General features: G+C 62.2%; 14 protein-coding genes and 1 pseudogene. 9 read left to right on the forward strand and 6 right to left on the reverse strand.

The features are described 5' to 3' along the window. Positions 1 to 104: 104 nt before the first annotated feature. The 3 genes and pseudogenes from P9255_RS09130 to P9255_RS09140 form a co-directional block, all read right to left on the reverse strand. The gene (locus P9255_RS09130; RefSeq protein ID WP_309767334.1) at positions 105 to 1,139 is read right to left on the reverse strand and encodes a PDDEXK nuclease domain-containing protein; all 1,035 of its coding nucleotides are present in this window, start codon (positions 1,137 to 1,139) and stop codon (positions 105 to 107) included. A gap of 107 nt (positions 1,140 to 1,246) precedes the next feature. Further along, a complete protein-coding gene (locus tag P9255_RS09135) occupies positions 1,247 to 1,669 on the reverse strand; it encodes an NUDIX domain-containing protein (protein ID WP_309767332.1) in 423 nt (140 codons plus the stop codon). 191 nt (positions 1,670 to 1,860) lie between these two features. Continuing rightward, a pseudogene (locus tag P9255_RS09140) lies at positions 1,861 to 2,235 on the reverse strand (SDR family oxidoreductase); the annotation flags it as partial. An 85-nt stretch (positions 2,236 to 2,320) separates the two neighbouring features. On the opposite strand from P9255_RS09140, the gene P9255_RS09145 reads away from it, so the two are divergent. Beyond that, entirely contained in the window at positions 2,321 to 3,526 is a 1,206-nt protein-coding gene (locus P9255_RS09145) for a DUF6402 family protein (RefSeq protein WP_309789393.1), read from the forward strand. After that, the gene (locus P9255_RS09150; RefSeq protein ID WP_309767327.1) at positions 3,526 to 4,008 is read left to right on the forward strand and encodes a hypothetical protein; all 483 of its coding nucleotides are present in this window, start codon (positions 3,526 to 3,528) and stop codon (positions 4,006 to 4,008) included. Before P9255_RS09145 ends, P9255_RS09150 begins: the two co-directional genes overlap by 1 nt. A gap of 118 nt (positions 4,009 to 4,126) precedes the next feature. On the opposite strand, the gene fabG is transcribed toward P9255_RS09150, so the two are convergent. The 3 genes from fabG to P9255_RS09165 are packed head-to-tail and all read right to left on the reverse strand — an operon-like array spanning position 4,127 to position 7,217. Then, positions 4,127 to 4,867, reverse strand: a complete 741-nt coding sequence (gene fabG, locus P9255_RS09155; RefSeq protein ID WP_309767325.1) for a 3-oxoacyl-[acyl-carrier-protein] reductase — start codon at positions 4,865 to 4,867, stop codon at positions 4,127 to 4,129. 29 nt (positions 4,868 to 4,896) lie between these two features. Continuing rightward, positions 4,897 to 6,231: an MFS transporter gene (locus P9255_RS09160; RefSeq protein WP_309767323.1), complete on the reverse strand. Its 1,335-nt coding sequence runs from the start codon at positions 6,229 to 6,231 to the stop codon at positions 4,897 to 4,899. 47 nt (positions 6,232 to 6,278) lie between these two features. After that, positions 6,279 to 7,217: a 3-keto-5-aminohexanoate cleavage protein gene (locus tag P9255_RS09165; RefSeq protein ID WP_309767321.1), complete on the reverse strand. Its 939-nt coding sequence runs from the start codon at positions 7,215 to 7,217 to the stop codon at positions 6,279 to 6,281. Positions 7,218 to 7,384: 167 nt separating this feature from the next. On the opposite strand from P9255_RS09165, the gene P9255_RS09170 reads away from it, so the two are divergent. From P9255_RS09170 to P9255_RS09200, 7 genes are all read left to right on the forward strand, one after another. Next, a complete protein-coding gene (locus P9255_RS09170; RefSeq protein WP_309767319.1) occupies positions 7,385 to 8,410 on the forward strand; it encodes an AraC family transcriptional regulator in 1,026 nt (341 codons plus the stop codon). A gap of 197 nt (positions 8,411 to 8,607) precedes the next feature. After that, positions 8,608 to 9,414 carry a class I SAM-dependent methyltransferase gene (locus P9255_RS09175; protein ID WP_309767317.1) on the forward strand — a complete coding sequence of 269 codons (807 nt, stop codon included), beginning with the start codon at positions 8,608 to 8,610 and terminating at the stop codon, positions 9,412 to 9,414. A 316-nt stretch (positions 9,415 to 9,730) separates the two neighbouring features. Beyond that, complete coding sequence (locus P9255_RS09180; protein WP_309767315.1) at positions 9,731 to 11,977, forward strand: polysaccharide biosynthesis tyrosine autokinase; 2,247 nt, start codon at positions 9,731 to 9,733, stop codon at positions 11,975 to 11,977. Positions 11,978 to 12,048: 71 nt separating this feature from the next. Then, on the forward strand, positions 12,049 to 13,326 hold the full coding sequence (gene tviB, locus P9255_RS09185; protein WP_309767313.1) for a Vi polysaccharide biosynthesis UDP-N-acetylglucosamine C-6 dehydrogenase TviB: 1,278 nt from the start codon (positions 12,049 to 12,051) through the stop codon (positions 13,324 to 13,326). Between the two features lie 23 nt (positions 13,327 to 13,349). Further along, on the forward strand, positions 13,350 to 14,435 hold the full coding sequence (locus P9255_RS09190; protein WP_309767312.1) for an SDR family oxidoreductase: 1,086 nt from the start codon (positions 13,350 to 13,352) through the stop codon (positions 14,433 to 14,435). Positions 14,436 to 14,520: 85 nt separating this feature from the next. After that, positions 14,521 to 15,816, forward strand: a complete 1,296-nt coding sequence (gene murJ, locus P9255_RS09195; protein WP_309767310.1) for a lipid II flippase MurJ — start codon at positions 14,521 to 14,523, stop codon at positions 15,814 to 15,816. Continuing rightward, entirely contained in the window at positions 15,813 to 16,979 is a 1,167-nt protein-coding gene (locus P9255_RS09200; RefSeq protein ID WP_309767308.1) for a glycosyltransferase family 4 protein, read from the forward strand. Before murJ ends, P9255_RS09200 begins: the two co-directional genes overlap by 4 nt. Positions 16,980 to 16,983: the final 4 nt, after the last annotated feature.

Below are 16,983 nucleotides of genomic sequence, written 5' to 3' on the forward strand. Positions count from 1 at the left end.
CATCGGGCACGGCGTGCCGGACGAGAGGAATGATTATCCAACAACTTGGCAAGGCTTCCCGATTTTGCCCGACGAAAACGTTGCACATGCGGCGAAAGAGGAACTTATTCCACATTTTTTTCGAGCAGCCGGGATCGCGCCGCCGCGATCGACTGCTGCAGCTTCGCTTCCAGCGTCTCGCGCGGCGGCAGCACCGTCAGATACTCCGCGACGTGGATGCCGCTCTTGTCCAGCTCCAGCAGCTCGATCTGCTCCTGTTTCTTGCCCGCGCACAGGATGATGCCGAGCGGCGGCAACTCGTCGGGTTCCTGTTCGTGCCTTGCGAGCCAGCGCAGATACAGCTCCATCTGGCTCTTGTATTCGGCCTTGAACGCGCCGAGCTTCAGTTCGATGGCGACGAGCCTGCGCAGCTTGCGGTTGTAGAACAGCAGGTCGATGTAGAAATCGTCCTCGTCGATCTGCAGGCGCTTCTGCCGCGCGACGAACGTGAAACCGGCGCCGAGTTCGAGCAGAAATTGCTCCATCTCCCGGAGAATCGCGTCTTCGAGGTCTTTTTCGAGATAGTGGTCGTTGAGCCCGAGAAAATCGAGCACATACGGGTCTTTTAGCAGCGTTTCGGGTGTGAGGCGGCCTTCGTCGCGCATGACGGCGATATCGTGCGCGATGGCGTCCTGCGGTTTGCGGGAGATGGCGCTGCGCTCGAACAGCATCGACTGGATGCGTTCCTGCAACTGCCGCGACGACCAGCGTTCGACGCGCGCCAGTTCGATGTAGAAGTCGCGCTTGTGCGGATCGTCGATATAGATGAGCGTCTTGAGGTGCGTCCAGCTCAATTGTCTCCGCACTGCGGAGACACTCGCCTCGTCGGCGAAGACTTCGGCGAGGCGGATGCAGTGGCGCAGCTGCTTGTCGCTCCAGCCGCGGCCATAGCGGGTGCTCAGTTCGTGCGCCAGCGTCGCGACGACTTGCCGGCCATATTCGGCCCGCTCGCCGCGCAGCACTTCGGCGCGGACCCGGTTGCCAACCTGCCAGTAGAGCAGCGTCAGTTCGGCGTTGACGGCGGCGGCAGCGCGTTCGCGCGCTGAATCGATCAGCCGTCTGACTTCATCGAAAAGGGAGGAAGGAATGAGGTCGGTCATGGAGCAGGTTCGGATCGGCGGTGATGATTGTCTCCGCGCTGCGGAGACAATTCCCGTGAAGCGCGATGCCCCGCGCATAAACCGATCCTAACGCAAGCGCCGAATCCTCAGAAACCCGGCGACGCCCCCGCGCCGCCGCGCCAGTCGGGCCGCGACACCGTGCCGGTCACGCCGGCCGCGCGTTCGAGGATCGCACGGGTGCCGGGCGTCACCGACATCCGCGCGAGCTGCGATAGTTCGACCCAGCGTACATCGTCGATGCCGGCACGCACGTTCGCACGCGGACGGGCATCGGCGGGAATCGCGACGCGGAAGACCTGATGCATGTGATGAGCCGACACGTGCTGCCACAGGAAAGCGGCCGCGCTTGCTTCGACGCATGTTTCTTCGTGCAGCTCGCGGATTGCGGCGGCCATCGCCAGTTCGCCCGGCCGGAGATCGCCTCCCGGCAGAAACCACGGGCCGCCACGTTCCTTCACCAGCAGCACCGCGTGTTGGCGCACCAGCAGCGCCGTTGCCCGAACCCTCATTCCCCCGTCTCCAAGATGAATTGCCGCGCCAGCGTGTCAACGCGTGCGGCGGTGTGTGCCAGCGTCGAGCGCCCTTATGGTCGGATTGTTGTAACGCATAAGGGGCGCATGGCGCAATCGGTTACACCGCTATTTCGGCATCGCAATGGAGAAGTTGAGGGAGGTGAATGCGGCGTCAATCGTCTGCTGATTTACAGGTACTCGACGTTGCCATCCACGCTGATGGCCTGCCCCGTGATGTTTCGCGCCGCCGGCGATGCGAGGAATAGGGCCATTGCGGCGATATCGTTGACGGTCACCATGCGTCGCAGCGAAATGCGCTGCAGGTACTGCGCGCGCATTTCATCGAAACCGATGCCGAGCGATTCCGCCCGCGCCGCGATCACGCGATCCATGCGCTCGCCCTCGACGACGCCGGGAAGGATCGCGTTGACGCGGATATCGCTCGGGCCGAGTTCGACGGCAAGCGACTTCACGAGCCCGACGATGGCCCGTTTCGTCGCCGCGTAAGGCGTGCGGAAGGCATAGCCGAGCCGCCCGGCCACCGACGCCATCGCGATGATGCCCACAAAAATGACAGTCGGAAGGAACTGAAAACCGAGACGGCGTTGATAAGGTATTCGTAATAAGAAAATCTGCGAGAGAGACCCGGTGCGAATTTCCGACTTTACGATTCCATACTACAGTTCCGACTTCCTGCGACGCTGGAAACGGCGCGACGGATGCAACGCCATTCTTGGCTTGAACGTTTCCCTTCAGCGCCAACCGCCCGACTGCCAGTTCCACGTTGCACCGCCGCCACCGCCCCCTCCTCTCGCAAAGCCTGACCCGGCAATCGCTTTTATCGACACTCTTCAGAAGGTCTACGATTTCTTCCACGAGCCGCCGAAGGCGCGCCCGCCTGCTCCGCCGAAACCAGCGATTCAAATTCCGCCGTTCGATTTGCAGGAGATCCCTGGGGCGATGCGCATGGTGAATATGCCGATGTCGGCCAAGCTCATGGAACGATGGTTCGCTGGCGCACTCAATTATTCGCCGACTGAGGACGATGAAAAGGCGCTGGTAAATCAAGACGGCAACCCGTATCCGCCGTCGATGTATGAAATGTCGATGGTTAAGCTCGATTGGGTACTGAGTTTTCCGCGCGCCAAAGAAGCCCATGATCAACTGTTGAGCCGAAGCGTGCTAGCCTCGCCTCGGGCACTGGACGGTTTGCAAAGCATTTTGGCTCCTTTTCGTGCGGCGGACCGTTGTTTCAACACGCTCGCTCTGTGTAACGGCAGCCTCATCGAAACGCATAAGCGCTTCCAATATCAATATCGCTCCGTCGAGTCGTCGTTCAATCAAAAAATACGGCAATTCGCGAATAGAGAATACGCATTTCGGGGCGTTCCTGATGATCTGACAGGTGCGTTGGGGTCGTTCAATATCTACGCCGCGCCCAGTGACGTCCGATTTAATTGGAACGGAACTGAAGCATCGATATCGAGCGTGGTGGTTTATGTGAGAGACAACTATACGTTCACAGATAAGGCGGGCGATGACTCGCAGTATCTCGGTCACTGGAATCGAGACCGCATCATCGTTGTTCCCTATAACATCGCGATGAGCATACTTAGCTGGCATCTGCCGGGGGTGGGCGAACTTCAGCCTCCCGATGAGGTGAACTTTAACTCGCTTTGGGCCAAAGCAGCGGTGGCCGTTGCCGATCCGCGCAAGCGCGGGAATGTTTATTACCCGGTCTATAACTCATCGTATCGTGATTGGCAACGCACACATAAGCGCGGCGGCGACTTCGTGATCTTCACGGATTACGAGACGATCAGGCTTAATCCCCCACTGGCGGTGAAATTCTGATGCAGGGAATCGGAAACTATGCGGTGACGCGGGCAATCGTGGCTCTTATATTCATCGCGGCGACCATCGTAATCGCCGTAGCCTACTATTCAGTGAAACATGGACTGCGGGAAACGGTGAAGCGAACTCTGCTTGCGATCTTGCTGCTTGTAGTGGCAACCATCGTCATCAACTACTCGCTAGAAGCTCGGACGCGCGCACGGATTGTCACCGCCAAGTGCGCGAAGTCGGTGTCTCCGACTTCGCGATACGTCGCGCGAACATGCTATTCGGGCGGTCGAGTGGTGTTGCGCGTGTTGACGGCGGATGAGTCGAGCTTGCTGGCAGAAAGGACGTTCTGGAGCTACGGCGACGACCCTGCCCGGTTGTATTGGGAGGATGGCAGGCTGAAATACGGGGATGGCGACGAGAACGGTGTCCACTTCAGCTCAATCACATTACCCCCCAATCTGAAAGATCGGCTGCTCGCTCATCTTCCGTGAGACTAAGCGCCGTCCACAATCACTATGAGGTTCGCGCCGCGCCCGACACGACCACGCGCAGTCCTGGCGCGGGCTTCAACAGATCGAATGTATTCATACTGCCGATGCCTTTTGAAAATCAGAGCGTCATGCCGCCCGACGCTTCGATCACCGCGCCGTTGATATAGCTCGCTTCGTCGCTCGCGAGGAACGCATAAATGTTCGCGATTTCCTCGGGCTTGCCGAGACGCCCGAGCGGCACTTGCGCACGCATCTTCGCGAGCACTTCCTCGGGCATGGTGGCGAGAATGGGCGTGTCGATGAACCCCGGCGCGACCGCATTCACGCGCACGCCCTTCGGCCCCAGCTCGCGGCTCCACGTCTTCGTGAAACCGATCACGCCGAACTTCGCGGCGGCGTAATTGGTCTGCCCGAAGTTGCCGTAGATGCCGACGACCGAACTCGCATTCAGGATCACGCCCGCGCGCTGCGCCACCATGTGGTCCGCCACGGCCTGCGTCGCATGAAACACGGCGCGCAGATTCACGTCGATGACCGCATCGAACTGCTCGAGCGTCATCTTCTGCAAGCGCGCATCGCGCGTGATGCCGGCGTTGTTCACGAGCACGTCGATCCGTCCGTACTGCTCGCGCACCGTCGCCACCATCTCGTCAACGCGCGCGCGATCCGACATGTCGATGCAAAACGCACTCGCCTGTCCGCCCGCCTCGCGGCATGCATCGGCGACACGCGTCACGGCATCGTTGTTCAGATCGCACGCCGCGACGATCGCGCCTTCGCGTGCGAACTTCAGTGCCGTCGCCGCGCCGATGCCTTGTCCCGCTCCGGTGATGATCGCTATTTTTCCTTGTAACCGCATCGTCTCAACCCTGGTCGTTGGTCATACGTTCATGAGTGGGCACCCGCGGCCGCGCCGACGGCCGGCCGCGGGGCCGCTTCGCGCCTGATTGCGCGACCCAGCAAGGGTACCAGCAGCAGGCCGAGCACCGATGCGACGACGATCACCATGAAGCCCGAATCGCTGCGTCCCGTCGCCGTCTCGGTCATGCCGAAGAGATACGGGCCGACGAATCCGCCGATCAAGCCGATCGTGTTGATGAACGCCAGTCCCGCCGCGGCCTGAATGCCTTGCAGGCGCTTCATCGCGATGGCCCAGTACGAAGGCAGCACGCCGCCCGCGAAGAATGCCGTCACCGCGAGCAGCACCATGCGCGCCGCCGGGCTTGCCGTCGCGACGAACGCGCAAGCGCCGGCGACCAGTCCCGCAGTCAGCACGCCGAGATAGACGCAGTCGTTCCCATAGCGCCGATGAATGCGCGGCAGGATCAGCACGCCCAGCAGAAACCCGATGCCGACGCTGCTCGACAGCAGACCGACGATGAAGGGCGTCTTGATCTGCATCTGCTGGATCATCGCGGGCGTGAAGAAATACAGGCCGACGAACGCCACCTGGTTCAGGAAGTAGATGAGCCCGATGAGCACGGTCGTCGGGCGCTTCAGCGCAGCGATCCAGTCTGCCGACGTGAGTTCGGGATGCCCCTGTGCATCGATGACGGCGCGCTGTTCGAGCGCATCGACTTCTTCTTTCGAGAGCCAGCGTGCATTGCGCGGCCGCTCCGGCAGCTTGAAGAACAGCACGATGCCCACGATGACGCTCGGAATGCCTTCGATCATGAACATCCACTGCCAGCCGTGCAGCCCGCCGATGCCGCCGAGTTGCATCAGCGCGCCGCCGAGCGGATTGCCGAGCATCAAGGCGAGCGCGGGCGCGGTGTAGATCCAGCCGACCGCAACGGGGCGGTCCTTCGGCGCGAACCACAACGTGACCATGTACATCAGTGCGGGAAAGAGCCCGGCTTCCGCGATGCCGAGCAGCACGCGCAGCACATAGAACGACCACACGCCCTGCACGAACATCATCGCGGTGGACAGGATGCCCCACGTGACTGCGATCCGCGCGATCCACCGTCGCGGCCCCACGCGATGCGCGGCCAGGTTGCTCGGCACTTCGAGCAGCGCATAGCCGATGAAGAAGATGCCCGAGCCGAGTCCGAACGCCGCCGCGCTGATGCCCACGTCGGCCGCGAGTTGCGCCTTCGCGAGCGCAACGTTCGTGCGGTCGAGGAAAGACATGAAGTAGATCGCGCACATCAGCGGGATGAGGCGCAGCATCGCCTTGCGTGTGGCGATGCGGTGAGTTTCGTCGATCGATAGGGATGTCATGGTGTCTCCGTATATGTCTTTATCGTTATGCCTCGTTCGATGTCAGGTCATGGCGTGACCTTGTCGCGGCCCTTCAGGCCGAGCATCTCGCGCGCGTCGTCGGGCGTCGCGATGTCGAACGACAGTTCCTCGAGAATCCGCCGGATCTTGCGCACCTGTTGCGCGTTTGATTCCGCCTTCACGCCCTTCGCGATATACACGCTGTCTTCGAGACCGACGCGCACGTTGCCGCCCATGATCGCGCCCATCGTGACGAGCGACATCTGATGCCGCCCCGCGCCGAGCACGGAGAACTGGTAGTTCTCGCGTCCGAACAGACGGTCGGCCGTCGAACGCATCACGGTCATGTTCTCGGGGTCCGCGCCCATGCCGCCGAGAATCCCGAACACGGACTGGATGAAAAACGGCGGCTTCACGAGCCCTTCATCGACGAAATGCGCGAGGTTGTAGAGATGCCCGAGGTCGTAGCATTCGAACTCGAACCGCGTGCCCTTGCCGCCGAGTTCGAGCAAGATGTGCCTGATATCCCGGAAGGTATTGCGAAAGATCATGTCCTCCATGCCTTCGACGTAATCCTTCTCCCAGCCATAACGCCACGACGAAATCTTCGAGGCGAGCGGGTGAATCGAAAAGTTCATCGAGCCCATGTTGAGCGAGCACATTTCAGGCGCCGCGAGCAGCGGATACGCCAGGCGCTCGCCGAGCGTCATGCGCGTGCTGCCGCCTGTCGTGATGTTGATGACCGCATCGGTCGCTTCGGCGATCTGCGGCACGAACTGCCGGAAGATATCCGGGTTCGGCGTGGGGCGTCCGTCCTGCGGATCGCGTGCATGAAGATGGATGATGGCCGCGCCGGCTTCGGCGGCTTCGATGGCCTGCGTGCGGATATCCGATGGCGTGAGCGGCAGATGCTCCGACATCGACGGCACGTGGGTGGCCCCTGTGACCGCGCACGAAATGATGACCTTGCGGCCCTTGGTGTTCATCTGGCGTCCCTCCGTCCCTATCGTCCATGCCGCGCATTCGTCGCGCGTGACATCTTGTGAGAGCGATATTAGTGGGATAGCATCGCGCTGGTAAGGTCATTTTCGGACACGCGAAAGTCCGCCGAGGACAACGCGCAATCCCGCTCACAGCAGCGAAGAGAGATGCCGTGGCAACGAGCCGCCCGCCGTACAACGAGCGCATCTACGCGCCTTACAAGATCGCCGCGCTGGTGGAAGTGCTGGCGGAGCAGGGCATCGCGCCCGCCGACACCCTGCGCGGCACCGACGTGCGTCCCGACCAGATTTACGATGCCGCCGTGCTGACATCGGTCGCGCAATACGCGACGGCATGCAGGAACGCGGTGTCGCTATCGTGCGATCCCGCCACGCCGTTCAAGGTCGGCACGCGGCTGCATCTGTCGGCTTACGGGATGTACGGGTATGCGCTGATGTCTTGCCTGTCGCTGCGTGAGTACTTCAAGCTCGGCGTGAAGTATCACCGTCTCGCGACCCCGACCGTCGCGATCGAATGGACCGAGTATCCGGACCGGATGGTCTGGACCTTCCCCGATGCGTTCGTGTCGAGCCCTTCGCGCGAGTTGCGCGAGTTCATCATCGAGCAGCAGTACACGCAGCATGTCACGCATCTTCAGGATGTCGCCGGAAGCCGCTGTCCGCCGGTCAAGGCGTGCTTCTCCTATCCCGCGCCCGCGCATGCCGACCTGTATTCGAAGTATCTCGACTGTCCGTGCTTCTTCGACCAGCCGCAATGCGAGCTCATTTATGACAGCACGATTCTCGACCGCAAGCCGCAGCTCGCGCACAAGCTCACGGCCACGCTGTTGCAGGAGACCTGCGACCGGCTGATCGGGCAGGCGAAGACATCGTCGGGCGTTGCCGGTGAGGTCTATCAAATTCTGATGAGCACGCCCGGCACCTTCGCCGGCATGGAGGCCGTGGCCCGGATGCTCAACATGACGACGCGTACGCTCAGGCGGCGTCTGGAAGCGGAGGGCACGTCGTTCCTCGCTATCGTCGATGACGTGCGCCGCTCGCTCGCGCTCGAATATCTCAAGACCACGAAGATGAGCACCGACGACGTCGCGATGCTGCTCGGCTTCAGCGATGCCGCGAACTTCCGCCGCGCGCTCAAGCGCTGGACCGGCAAGGGGCCGGGCGAGCTGCGTCGCTGACGCCGCCTTTGATACGGACTGCGATTCGACGCATCCATTCCTCACACGAACCGCGTGCCGAAGCGCTCTGTGCGCAAAGGCACATTCACGAAAGTAACTGAAAGCTATAACGTGCGAAGCCCGCGCGCTGCCGGCTAATCGTTGATCCCGTTCGTCCGTAAGCAATCCCCTTGCGACCACTCACCGAGGCATCGGCAATGAACACGTCTTCGATTAGCGGATTCAAGACGCGCGTGAAGCGCAGCATCAAATGGCCGTTGATCGCTGCAGTCGCATCGCTTCCGGACTCGGTGCAGACGCTGCTCTTCGCGCCGTCAATCCGCAAATACGCGCAACGCGTGCCGATACTCAGGGTCGTGTATTCCGGCTGCTATCGCACGCATCCCATCGACCGTTTGCTCGGCACGAATACCGGCGGCATCGAGCCGCCCGAAGCGATTTACGGTGACGGCGTCGATGCGACGAGCTTTCCCTATATGGGCTCGCAACCGAGCCTCATTCGATGCGCGCTCGCTCAACTCGGCGACTTGCGCGATCACACTTTCATCGACATCGGTTGCGGCAAGGGCCGGCCGATGATCGTCGCCACCGAGTTTCCGTTTCGCGCGGTGATCGGTTATGACCTCGCCGCGCATCTCGTCGATATCGCCAATCGCAATGCGCAGATCGTCGCGCGACGCTTTCCCGACCGCGTGCCGATGCGCGCTCATGCCGCCGATGCGCTCAAACTCGACTTTCCGCCGGGCAAGCTGGTCGTCTTCATGTTCAATCCTTTCGGCGCGCAACTGATGGCGCGGCTGCTCGAGAATCTTTCGTCCGCCTTTACGCGCGGTTCGATCGAAGCGTTCTCGGTCATCTACTTCAATCCCATTTGCGCACACGTGTTCGATTCATCGCCATTGCTCGAGCGCCGCTTCGCTTCGGCGGTTGACTACGCGCCCGAAGAAATAGGCTATGGCGCGGAAACACGCCAGGACGTATTCATCTGGACAACGAAAGCCTGAATGTTTAGATGAAATGTCCGATACGGATAAACACCGATACTGAATGCGCTTGCTTCTGTCACGAGAAATAGATTAGGCATACCCACATTAATCTATTTCTCAATCAATTTTTACTGCCGAAACTCAACCGCGGGTCGCAATGTGGTCTTCCGCGCATACCGGCAAAATGCAGGCTGATACGGTTTCACCACGCGCAATTTTCTCTCACGCATCCGGGCTTCGATCATTTGCTTTCCTTATGAAACTGAATGGGAAAAGCATCGCAACACGTGCCCAATCCGTTTGAGCCAACCACACGCGCCGGGACCTGCTCAACATGATTTCCAAAGTCAAAACGTCTGACGAAGCCGCTTCGGATAACGGCGATGAGATTCCCTTCGCGTCGCTGATCGATACGATGATCAACCATCGCGTATTGATTGCGGTGGTGGTCGTGTTCACCGTGCTGCTCGGCGCCGCTTACGCATATCTGAGCCCGCCCATCTATCAGTCCGCGATCCTGATCAAGGTCGAGGACAACAAGGACGTTTCCAATTCGCGCCCCGGCGATCCGCTCAGCAACATGCTGCCGACGCTGGACGACCGCTCGTCGGCGGAAGGGGAAATCCAGGTGCTCGGTTCGAAGCTCGTCGTCTCGCGCGCCGTCGATGCGCTCAAGCTCTATATCAGCGCCTATCCGCGGCGTTTTCCGGTGGTCGGCAACCGGCTCGCCCATCGTGACGGCAAGCTGTCCGAGCCGGGCCTCTTCGGCTTCGGCAACTACGCGTGGGGTGACGAATCGATCACGGTTCCCGACTTCGACGTGCCGCGCCAGCTGGAAGGCGCGAAGTTCATCGTCATCGCGCGCAAGGACGGCCAGTACGAGCTCAGCAACCCCGCGCTCGGCACGCCGGTGGTCGGCACCGTCGGCGAAGTGCTGCTCGTGCAGACGCCGCAAGGTCCCGTGCGGCTGCTCGTCACCGCGATGAAGGGCAACCCGGGCGTGGGCTTCGATGTCGTTCACTATTCGCGGCAACTGACCATCGACGCGATTCAAAGCCAGCTCAAGATTTCCGAACAGGGCAACAAGTCGAGCGTGCTCAAGGTGACGCTGGAAAGCGCGGACCCCGTGCAGGTCGCCGCGACGATCAACGAAATCGGACGCCAGTATGTGAGGCTGAATGGCGATCGTAAGGCGGTGATCGCGGAAAACTCGCTGACCTATCTGCAAAAGCAGTTGCCGGTATTGAAGCGTCAGATGGAAGACGCGGAGAACGCGTACAACTCGTATCGCGACAAGAACGCGATGCTCGATACCGACGAGACCAATCGCCTGCTGCTGAAGCAGACCGCCGATGCGAACGCGCAACTGCTGTCCTTGCGCCATACGCGTGACGATCTCACGACCACGTTTTCGAGCGCGCACCCGCGCATCACATCGATCGACAAGCAGATCGCCGCAACGGAACAGTTCCTCGCGAAGCTCAACGACCGCACGCGCTCCATGCCGATGGAAGAGCAAGGCGCGCTGCGTCTCTTGCGCAATGTCCGCGTAAGCACGGACCTTTATACGGCGCTGCGCAACAACATCGAAGAGATGATGCTGATCAAGGCGGGCAAGGCGGCGTCGGTGCAACTGATCGATACCGCCGACGTGCCGGAGCTGCCGGTCAAGCCGATCAAGTGGCTGGCCATCGCGATCGGGCTCGCGCTCGGACTGTTCCTCGCCGTCGGCCTCGCGATGCTGCTCGACCGCATCTTCCGCGGCGTCACCGATACGCAGGAGATCGAGATCGAGACCGGCCTCAGCGTGTTCGCGACGATTCCGCAGAGCGCGCGCCAGCCGGCGCTCTCCAGCGTCGTCAACGGCACGGCGCCGCGTCAGGCGGTGCTCGCGTCGCAGTTTCCGAAAGACCCGACTGTGGAGGCACTGCGCATCCTGCGTTCCGCGCTGCAGTTCACGCTCGTCGGGGCGCGCAACAACGTGGTGATGATCGCCGGTCCGCTGCCGGGCGTCGGCAAGTCGTTCCTTTCGGCGAATCTCGCGACGGTGCTCGCATCGGGCGGCACGCGCGTGTTGCTGATCGATGCGGACTTGCGCAAGGGCTATCTGCATCGGCAATTCGGGATTCCGCAAGGGCCGGGGCTCGCGAACATCCTGCTCGGCACGCATGCGCTCGAAGGCGCCATCCATCGCGAGGTGCTGCCCAATCTCGACGTGCTGCAAGGCGGCCCTTATCCGTCGAGTCCGGCCGAGCTGCTGCTGAGCGCGAAGTATCGCGACGTCATTCAGGAGGCGTCATCGCTCTATGACATCGTGCTGGTCGATGCGCCGGCCGTGCTCGCGGTCTCCGATGCCGGCGCGATCGCCCCTGCCGCGGCATCGATCTTCCTCGTCGGCCTGTATGGACAGACGCGCGTCGGCGAGATCAAGGAGTCGATGAAGCGGCTCAACCAGACCGGCGCGCGCGTGACCGGCGTGCTGCTCAACGGCGTCTCGCTGCATACGGCGAACAAGGCGCTCGCGGGACGCTATGGCAGCAGCGCCTACGTCGCGCACAACTACGAATCCGCGCCCGAATAAGCGCTTTTCGCGCGAAGCAGGCCATCCGCAGCATCCTATCTACGCGTAGCTTCGAGACTGGAGAGACCTTCATGCGTTCGCTTACTGACCAGAAAATCGCTGTGATCGGCCTGGGCTATGTCGGCCTGCCGCTCGCCGTCGAGTTCAGCAAGCATCATCAGGTAGTCGGATTCGATGTGAACCGCCATCGCATCGACTCGCTGCGCGAAGGACACGACGCGACGCTCGAGGTCGCGGACGACGAACTGCGCGCCGCCGAATCCCTCGCCTTCACCGACGATCCCGCCGCGCTCAAGGACTGCACCGTGTTCATCGCGACAGTGCCGACGCCGATCGACCGTCACAAGCGCCCGGACCTCGGCATGTTGCTGCGGGCGAGCGAAACCATCGGTTCGGCGCTGAAACCGGGCGACGTGGTCATCTATGAATCGACCGTGTATCCCGGCGTGACCGAAGAAGAATGCGTGCCGGTGCTCGAACGCGTGTCGGGGCTGCGCTTCAACGTTGACTTCTTCGCGGGCTATAGCCCCGAGCGCATCAATCCGGGCGACAAGCTGCATCGCCTGCCCGATATCAAGAAGGTCACGTCCGGCTCCACGCCCGAAGTCGCCGATGCGGTTGATGCGCTCTATCGTCAGATCATCACGGCGGGCACGCACAAGGCCAGCAGCATCCGCGTGGCCGAAGCGGCGAAGGCCATCGAGAACACGCAGCGCGACGTGAATATCGCGCTCGTGAACGAGCTGTCGATCATCTTCAACAAGATGAACATCGATACCGAAGCCGTGCTGCTCGCAGCCGGCACGAAGTGGAACTTCCTGAACTTCAGGCCGGGGCTGGTCGGCGGGCATTGCATCGGCGTCGATCCTTATTATCTGACGCACATGGCGCAGTCGATCGGCTACAACCCCGAGATCATCCTTGCGGGACGGCGCCTCAACGACAGCATGGGCACGTACGCGGTGTCTCAGCTCGTCAAGGCGATGACGAAGGCGCGCATCTATATTCCCGGCGCGCGCGTGCTGGTGATGGGTCTCGCATTCAAGGAGAACTGCCCGGACATGCGCAACTCGCGCGTCGTGGATATCGTCACCGAATTGAAGCAATACGGCACTAACGTCGATGTCTACGACCCCTGGATTTCGCGCGAGGACGCGTTCCACGAATACGGCATCCAGCCAATCGAAGAGCCGGCCCAAGGCGTGTATGACGCGATCGTTCTCGCGGTATCGCATCGCGAGTTCGCGGAAATGGGCGCAGCGGCGCTGCACGCGTTCGGCAAGGATCAGCACGTGGTCTATGACCTCAAGTACGTGCTTCCCGCCGAAGCCAGCGACCTGCGCCTGTGATGCCCGCAAGTTCGGAGAACCCGATGCCCGACCGATACGACTCCGTATGCGAAGCGTTGCGCGCCCGTCCGCGAACATGGCTCGTCACCGGCGTGGCCGGCTTTATCGGCTCGAATCTGCTGGAAGCGCTGCTCTCGCTCGATCAGCATGTCGTGGGACTCGACAACTTCGCGACCGGGCATCAGCGCAATCTCGATGAAGTGCGCGGCGTCGTCGATGAGCGGCAATGGCGGCGCTTTCGTTTCATCGAAGGCGACATACGCAGCCTCGACGATTGCAGACGCGCGACCGAAGGCGTCGATCACGTGCTGCACGAAGCGGCGCTCGGCTCGGTGCCGCGTTCCGTGCGCGATCCCATCGCGACGCACGAGGTGAACCTGAGCGGCTTCCTCAACATGCTGTGCGCCGCACGCGATGCGCAGGTCGAGAGCTTCACGTATGCGGCTTCGAGCTCGACTTACGGCGACCATCCGGGCTTGCCGAAAGTGGAAGACCGCATCGGGCAACCACTCTCGCCGTACGCGGTGACGAAGTATGCCAACGAGTTATATGCATCCGTCTTCGCTCGCGCGTATGACTTTCATGCGACGGGGCTGCGTTATTTCAACGTGTTCGGCAAGCGGCAGGACCCCGAGGGCGCCTACGCGGCGGTGATTCCGAAGTGGACCGCCGCGCTCATCGAGGACGAAGCCATCATCATCAACGGCGATGGCGAAACGAGCCGCGACTTCTGCTTCATCGACAACGTGGTGCAGGTGAACATCCTCGCCGCTACGGCGGACCAAGAGGCTAAGGGCCAGGTGTACAACGTCGCGGTCGGCGATCGCACGACGCTCGGGCAGTTGCATCAGGAACTCAAGCGGGCACTCGCGAACCATGGGATAGAGAGCCGCCGGGGAGCCGAATACGGGCCGTTCCGCGCGGGCGACGTGCGTCATTCGCAAGCCGATGTTTCCAAAGCCGAGCGCCTGCTCGGTTATGGGCGCAAGGTGACTTTCGCGGAAGGCGTCGAACGAGCCATGCCGTGGTACATCCGCTTCCTTTCAGACCAAGCTGATCGCGAGCCAATCGGCGCACATGCGCTTTCGGCCGCACGCAGCGGGACATGAGGCCGATGCGTTGATCTCACAATTCGCTGCACTGAAGAATCGCCTCTTGCAGCTCCACCCGGATCACCTGCGCGCGGCGCGAGGGATGGCACGGGTCGCCATCTTCGTTCTGCTCGGGCGTTGCGCGGGCGCGGCGAAGGAGATGGTCATTGCATATCGCTACGGCATCAGCAACGTGGTCGATGCCTATCAGATCACGCTGACGCTCGTCTCGTGGCTGCCCGCCGCGTGCTCGGCCGTGTTCGCGATCGTGCTCGTGCCGGTGTTCGTCGATCTGCGCCGTCAATCCACCGACGAAGAGACGCGCTTTCTCGGCGAACTGCTCGCGTGGGCGATCCTCGTCGGGGTGCTGTTCACCGCGATCATCTACACCGTCTGGCCATACGTCATCGACTTCATGGCGGGCAATCTGTCCGTGCAGACGCGCGAGATGGCGCATCACATGATGGTCGTCATGGCGCCCATCGGCGTGCTCATCATGGTGATCACCGCGTATTCGACGCGGCTGCAATCGCGCGAACGTCACATCGCGACGCTGCTCGACGGCCTGCCCGCCGTGATGACGCTGCTTCTCGTGCTGTTCGTCACCGGCAACACCGCAATGACGCCGCTCATGTACGGCACGCTGCTCGGCTATGTCGCGCTCGTGGCCGTGCTGTGGCCGCTGGCGGGCAAGGTGCATGGCCAGTACAGCCACCTGAGCCTGACGTTCCGGTCGCGTCGCTGGCAGCCGATCTATCACGCGGTGCGCGTCTATATGCTGGGTCAGCTCGTCGTGTGCTGCTCGCCCGCGATCGACCAGTATTTCGTCGCGCATCTCGGCGATGGCGCCGTCGCCACGCTCGGCTATGCGAATCGCGTGTTCGGGCTGCTGCTGAGCATGGGCGCGCTCGCCATCGCGCAAGGCACGCTGCCGGTGCTGTCCGACATCCTCGGCAAGGACGACATCAATCGCGCGCGTCATACCGCGTTCCAGTGGTCGCTGGTCGCGCTCGGCGCGGGGGCGGCCGGTGCGGTCATCGCGTATCCGCTTGCGCCGTGGGTCGTCGAAGTGCTGTTCCAGCGGGGCGCGTTCACGGCACAGAACACGGTGCTCGTCGCCGACCTGATGCGCTTTGCGCTCGTGCAGTTGCCGTTCTACTTCGCGTCGCTGGTGATGATGAACCTGCTGTCGGTCGAGGGCCGCTACAAGGACATGGCCATCGTGACGGCGCTCGGCTTCGCGGTGAAGGTTGTCGCGAATGCGGTGCTCACGCGATGGATCGGCATGCCGGGCGTGCTCGTCGCGACCGGCTTCATGCACGCGACAGTGTTCTTCGTGTCGATGACGATCACCCGGCGCGTCCCGCCAGCCAATCTCACCGGAGGCACGGTCCGATGAACATCACGCTGCTGGTCAGCTCGATGGGAAGCGGCGGCGCCGAACGCGTCGCGGCCACGCTCGTCAATGCGTGGAGCGAACGCGGCGACGATGTCACGCTGATCGCCACGTATAGCCGCAAGCGTCCGTGCTTCTATGCGCTGTCGGAGAAGGTGCGCTTCATTCATCTTGCCGATCGCGTCGGCAAGCGTCGCGGCGGCGTAGTCGGTTATATCGAACGTCAGCTTGCCTTGCGCACGCTGATACGCGAAAGCCGCGCGGATGTGGTCGTCTCTTTTCTCTACAACGTCAACGTGGCGAGCGTGCTTGCGACGATGGGCCAGCGCGTGCCGCTCATCGTATGCGAGCACAACGACCCTTCCGCCGACGGCCGCTCAGCGTTCTGGAAGCTCGCGACGCGCCTTGCGTACCCCCACGCGGACGCCGTCACGGTGCTGACCGAGAACGTCGTCGAACCGTTCCGCGCGATGGTGCCGGGCGTTCGGCACATGACCGTCCTGCCGAATCCGTTGCCGCCGGAACTCTTCTCGCAGCCCGCGCCCGCTGCGAGCGTGGATGGGCGCTTGCGCCTCGTATCGTTCGGGCGGCTGCATCCGCAGAAGAACTACGGCTTGCTGATCGATGCGTTCGCATCGGTGGCCCAACGCTTTGCGCACTGGGACCTGACGATCTGGGGCGAAGGCGCGGAACGCGCTCTATTGCAGGCGCGAATCGATGAACTCGGCCTCAAGGATCGCGTGTTCATGCCCGGCGTGACGAACGAACCGTGGCTGGAAATGCGACGCGCGCAAGCGTTCGCGATGTCATCGCGTTTCGAAGGCTTCGGGCTCGCGCTTGCAGAAAGCATGGCGCTCGGCGTGCCAGCGGTGGCCGTCGATTGCCCGAGCGGCCCGCGCGACATCACGCGCGACGGGCAGGACGCACTGCTCGTGCCGCCGAACGACCGCGAAGCGCTCGCGGACGCGTTGGCCCGATTGCTCGGCGACGAAGCCTTGCGCGGGGAACTCGCCCGCAAGGGCGCGCAGTCGATCAGGGAGCGCTACGCGGCGAGCGCGATCCTGCGCATATGGGACGACCTCTTCGCGCGCATCGGCGCATGCACCGGAAACGCAGAGCAGCCGGCGTCGATGAGCATGGGAAGTCATCAGCGGCAGGTGCTTTGAACGC

The sequence above is a fragment of the Caballeronia sp. LZ019 genome (assembly GCF_031450825.1).
Taxonomy (GTDB): Bacteria; Pseudomonadota; Gammaproteobacteria; order Burkholderiales; family Burkholderiaceae; genus Caballeronia.

What these genes read in the sequence shown, in the direction of transcription:
- murJ (WP_309767310.1), top strand. Translation starts at nt 14,521, where the DNA reads ATGGCACGGGTCGCCATCTTCGTTCTGCTCGGGCGTTGCGCGGGCGCG.
- P9255_RS09175 (WP_309767317.1), top strand. Translation starts at nt 8,608, where the DNA reads ATGAACACGTCTTCGATTAGCGGATTCAAGACGCGCGTGAAGCGCAGC.
- fabG (WP_309767325.1), bottom strand. Translation starts at nt 4,867, where the DNA reads ATGCGGTTACAAGGAAAAATAGCGATCATCACCGGAGCGGGACAAGGC.
- P9255_RS09190 (WP_309767312.1), top strand. Translation starts at nt 13,350, where the DNA reads ATGCCCGACCGATACGACTCCGTATGCGAAGCGTTGCGCGCCCGTCCG.
- tviB (WP_309767313.1), top strand. Translation starts at nt 12,049, where the DNA reads ATGCGTTCGCTTACTGACCAGAAAATCGCTGTGATCGGCCTGGGCTAT.
- P9255_RS09160 (WP_309767323.1), bottom strand. Translation starts at nt 6,231, where the DNA reads ATGACATCCCTATCGATCGACGAAACTCACCGCATCGCCACACGCAAG.
- P9255_RS09130 (WP_309767334.1), bottom strand. Translation starts at nt 1,139, where the DNA reads ATGACCGACCTCATTCCTTCCTCCCTTTTCGATGAAGTCAGACGGCTG.
- P9255_RS09135 (WP_309767332.1), bottom strand. Translation starts at nt 1,669, where the DNA reads ATGAGGGTTCGGGCAACGGCGCTGCTGGTGCGCCAACACGCGGTGCTG.
- P9255_RS09180 (WP_309767315.1), top strand. Translation starts at nt 9,731, where the DNA reads ATGATTTCCAAAGTCAAAACGTCTGACGAAGCCGCTTCGGATAACGGC.
- P9255_RS09200 (WP_309767308.1), top strand. Translation starts at nt 15,813, where the DNA reads ATGAACATCACGCTGCTGGTCAGCTCGATGGGAAGCGGCGGCGCCGAA.
- P9255_RS09150 (WP_309767327.1), top strand. Translation starts at nt 3,526, where the DNA reads ATGCAGGGAATCGGAAACTATGCGGTGACGCGGGCAATCGTGGCTCTT.
- P9255_RS09165 (WP_309767321.1), bottom strand. Translation starts at nt 7,217, where the DNA reads ATGAACACCAAGGGCCGCAAGGTCATCATTTCGTGCGCGGTCACAGGG.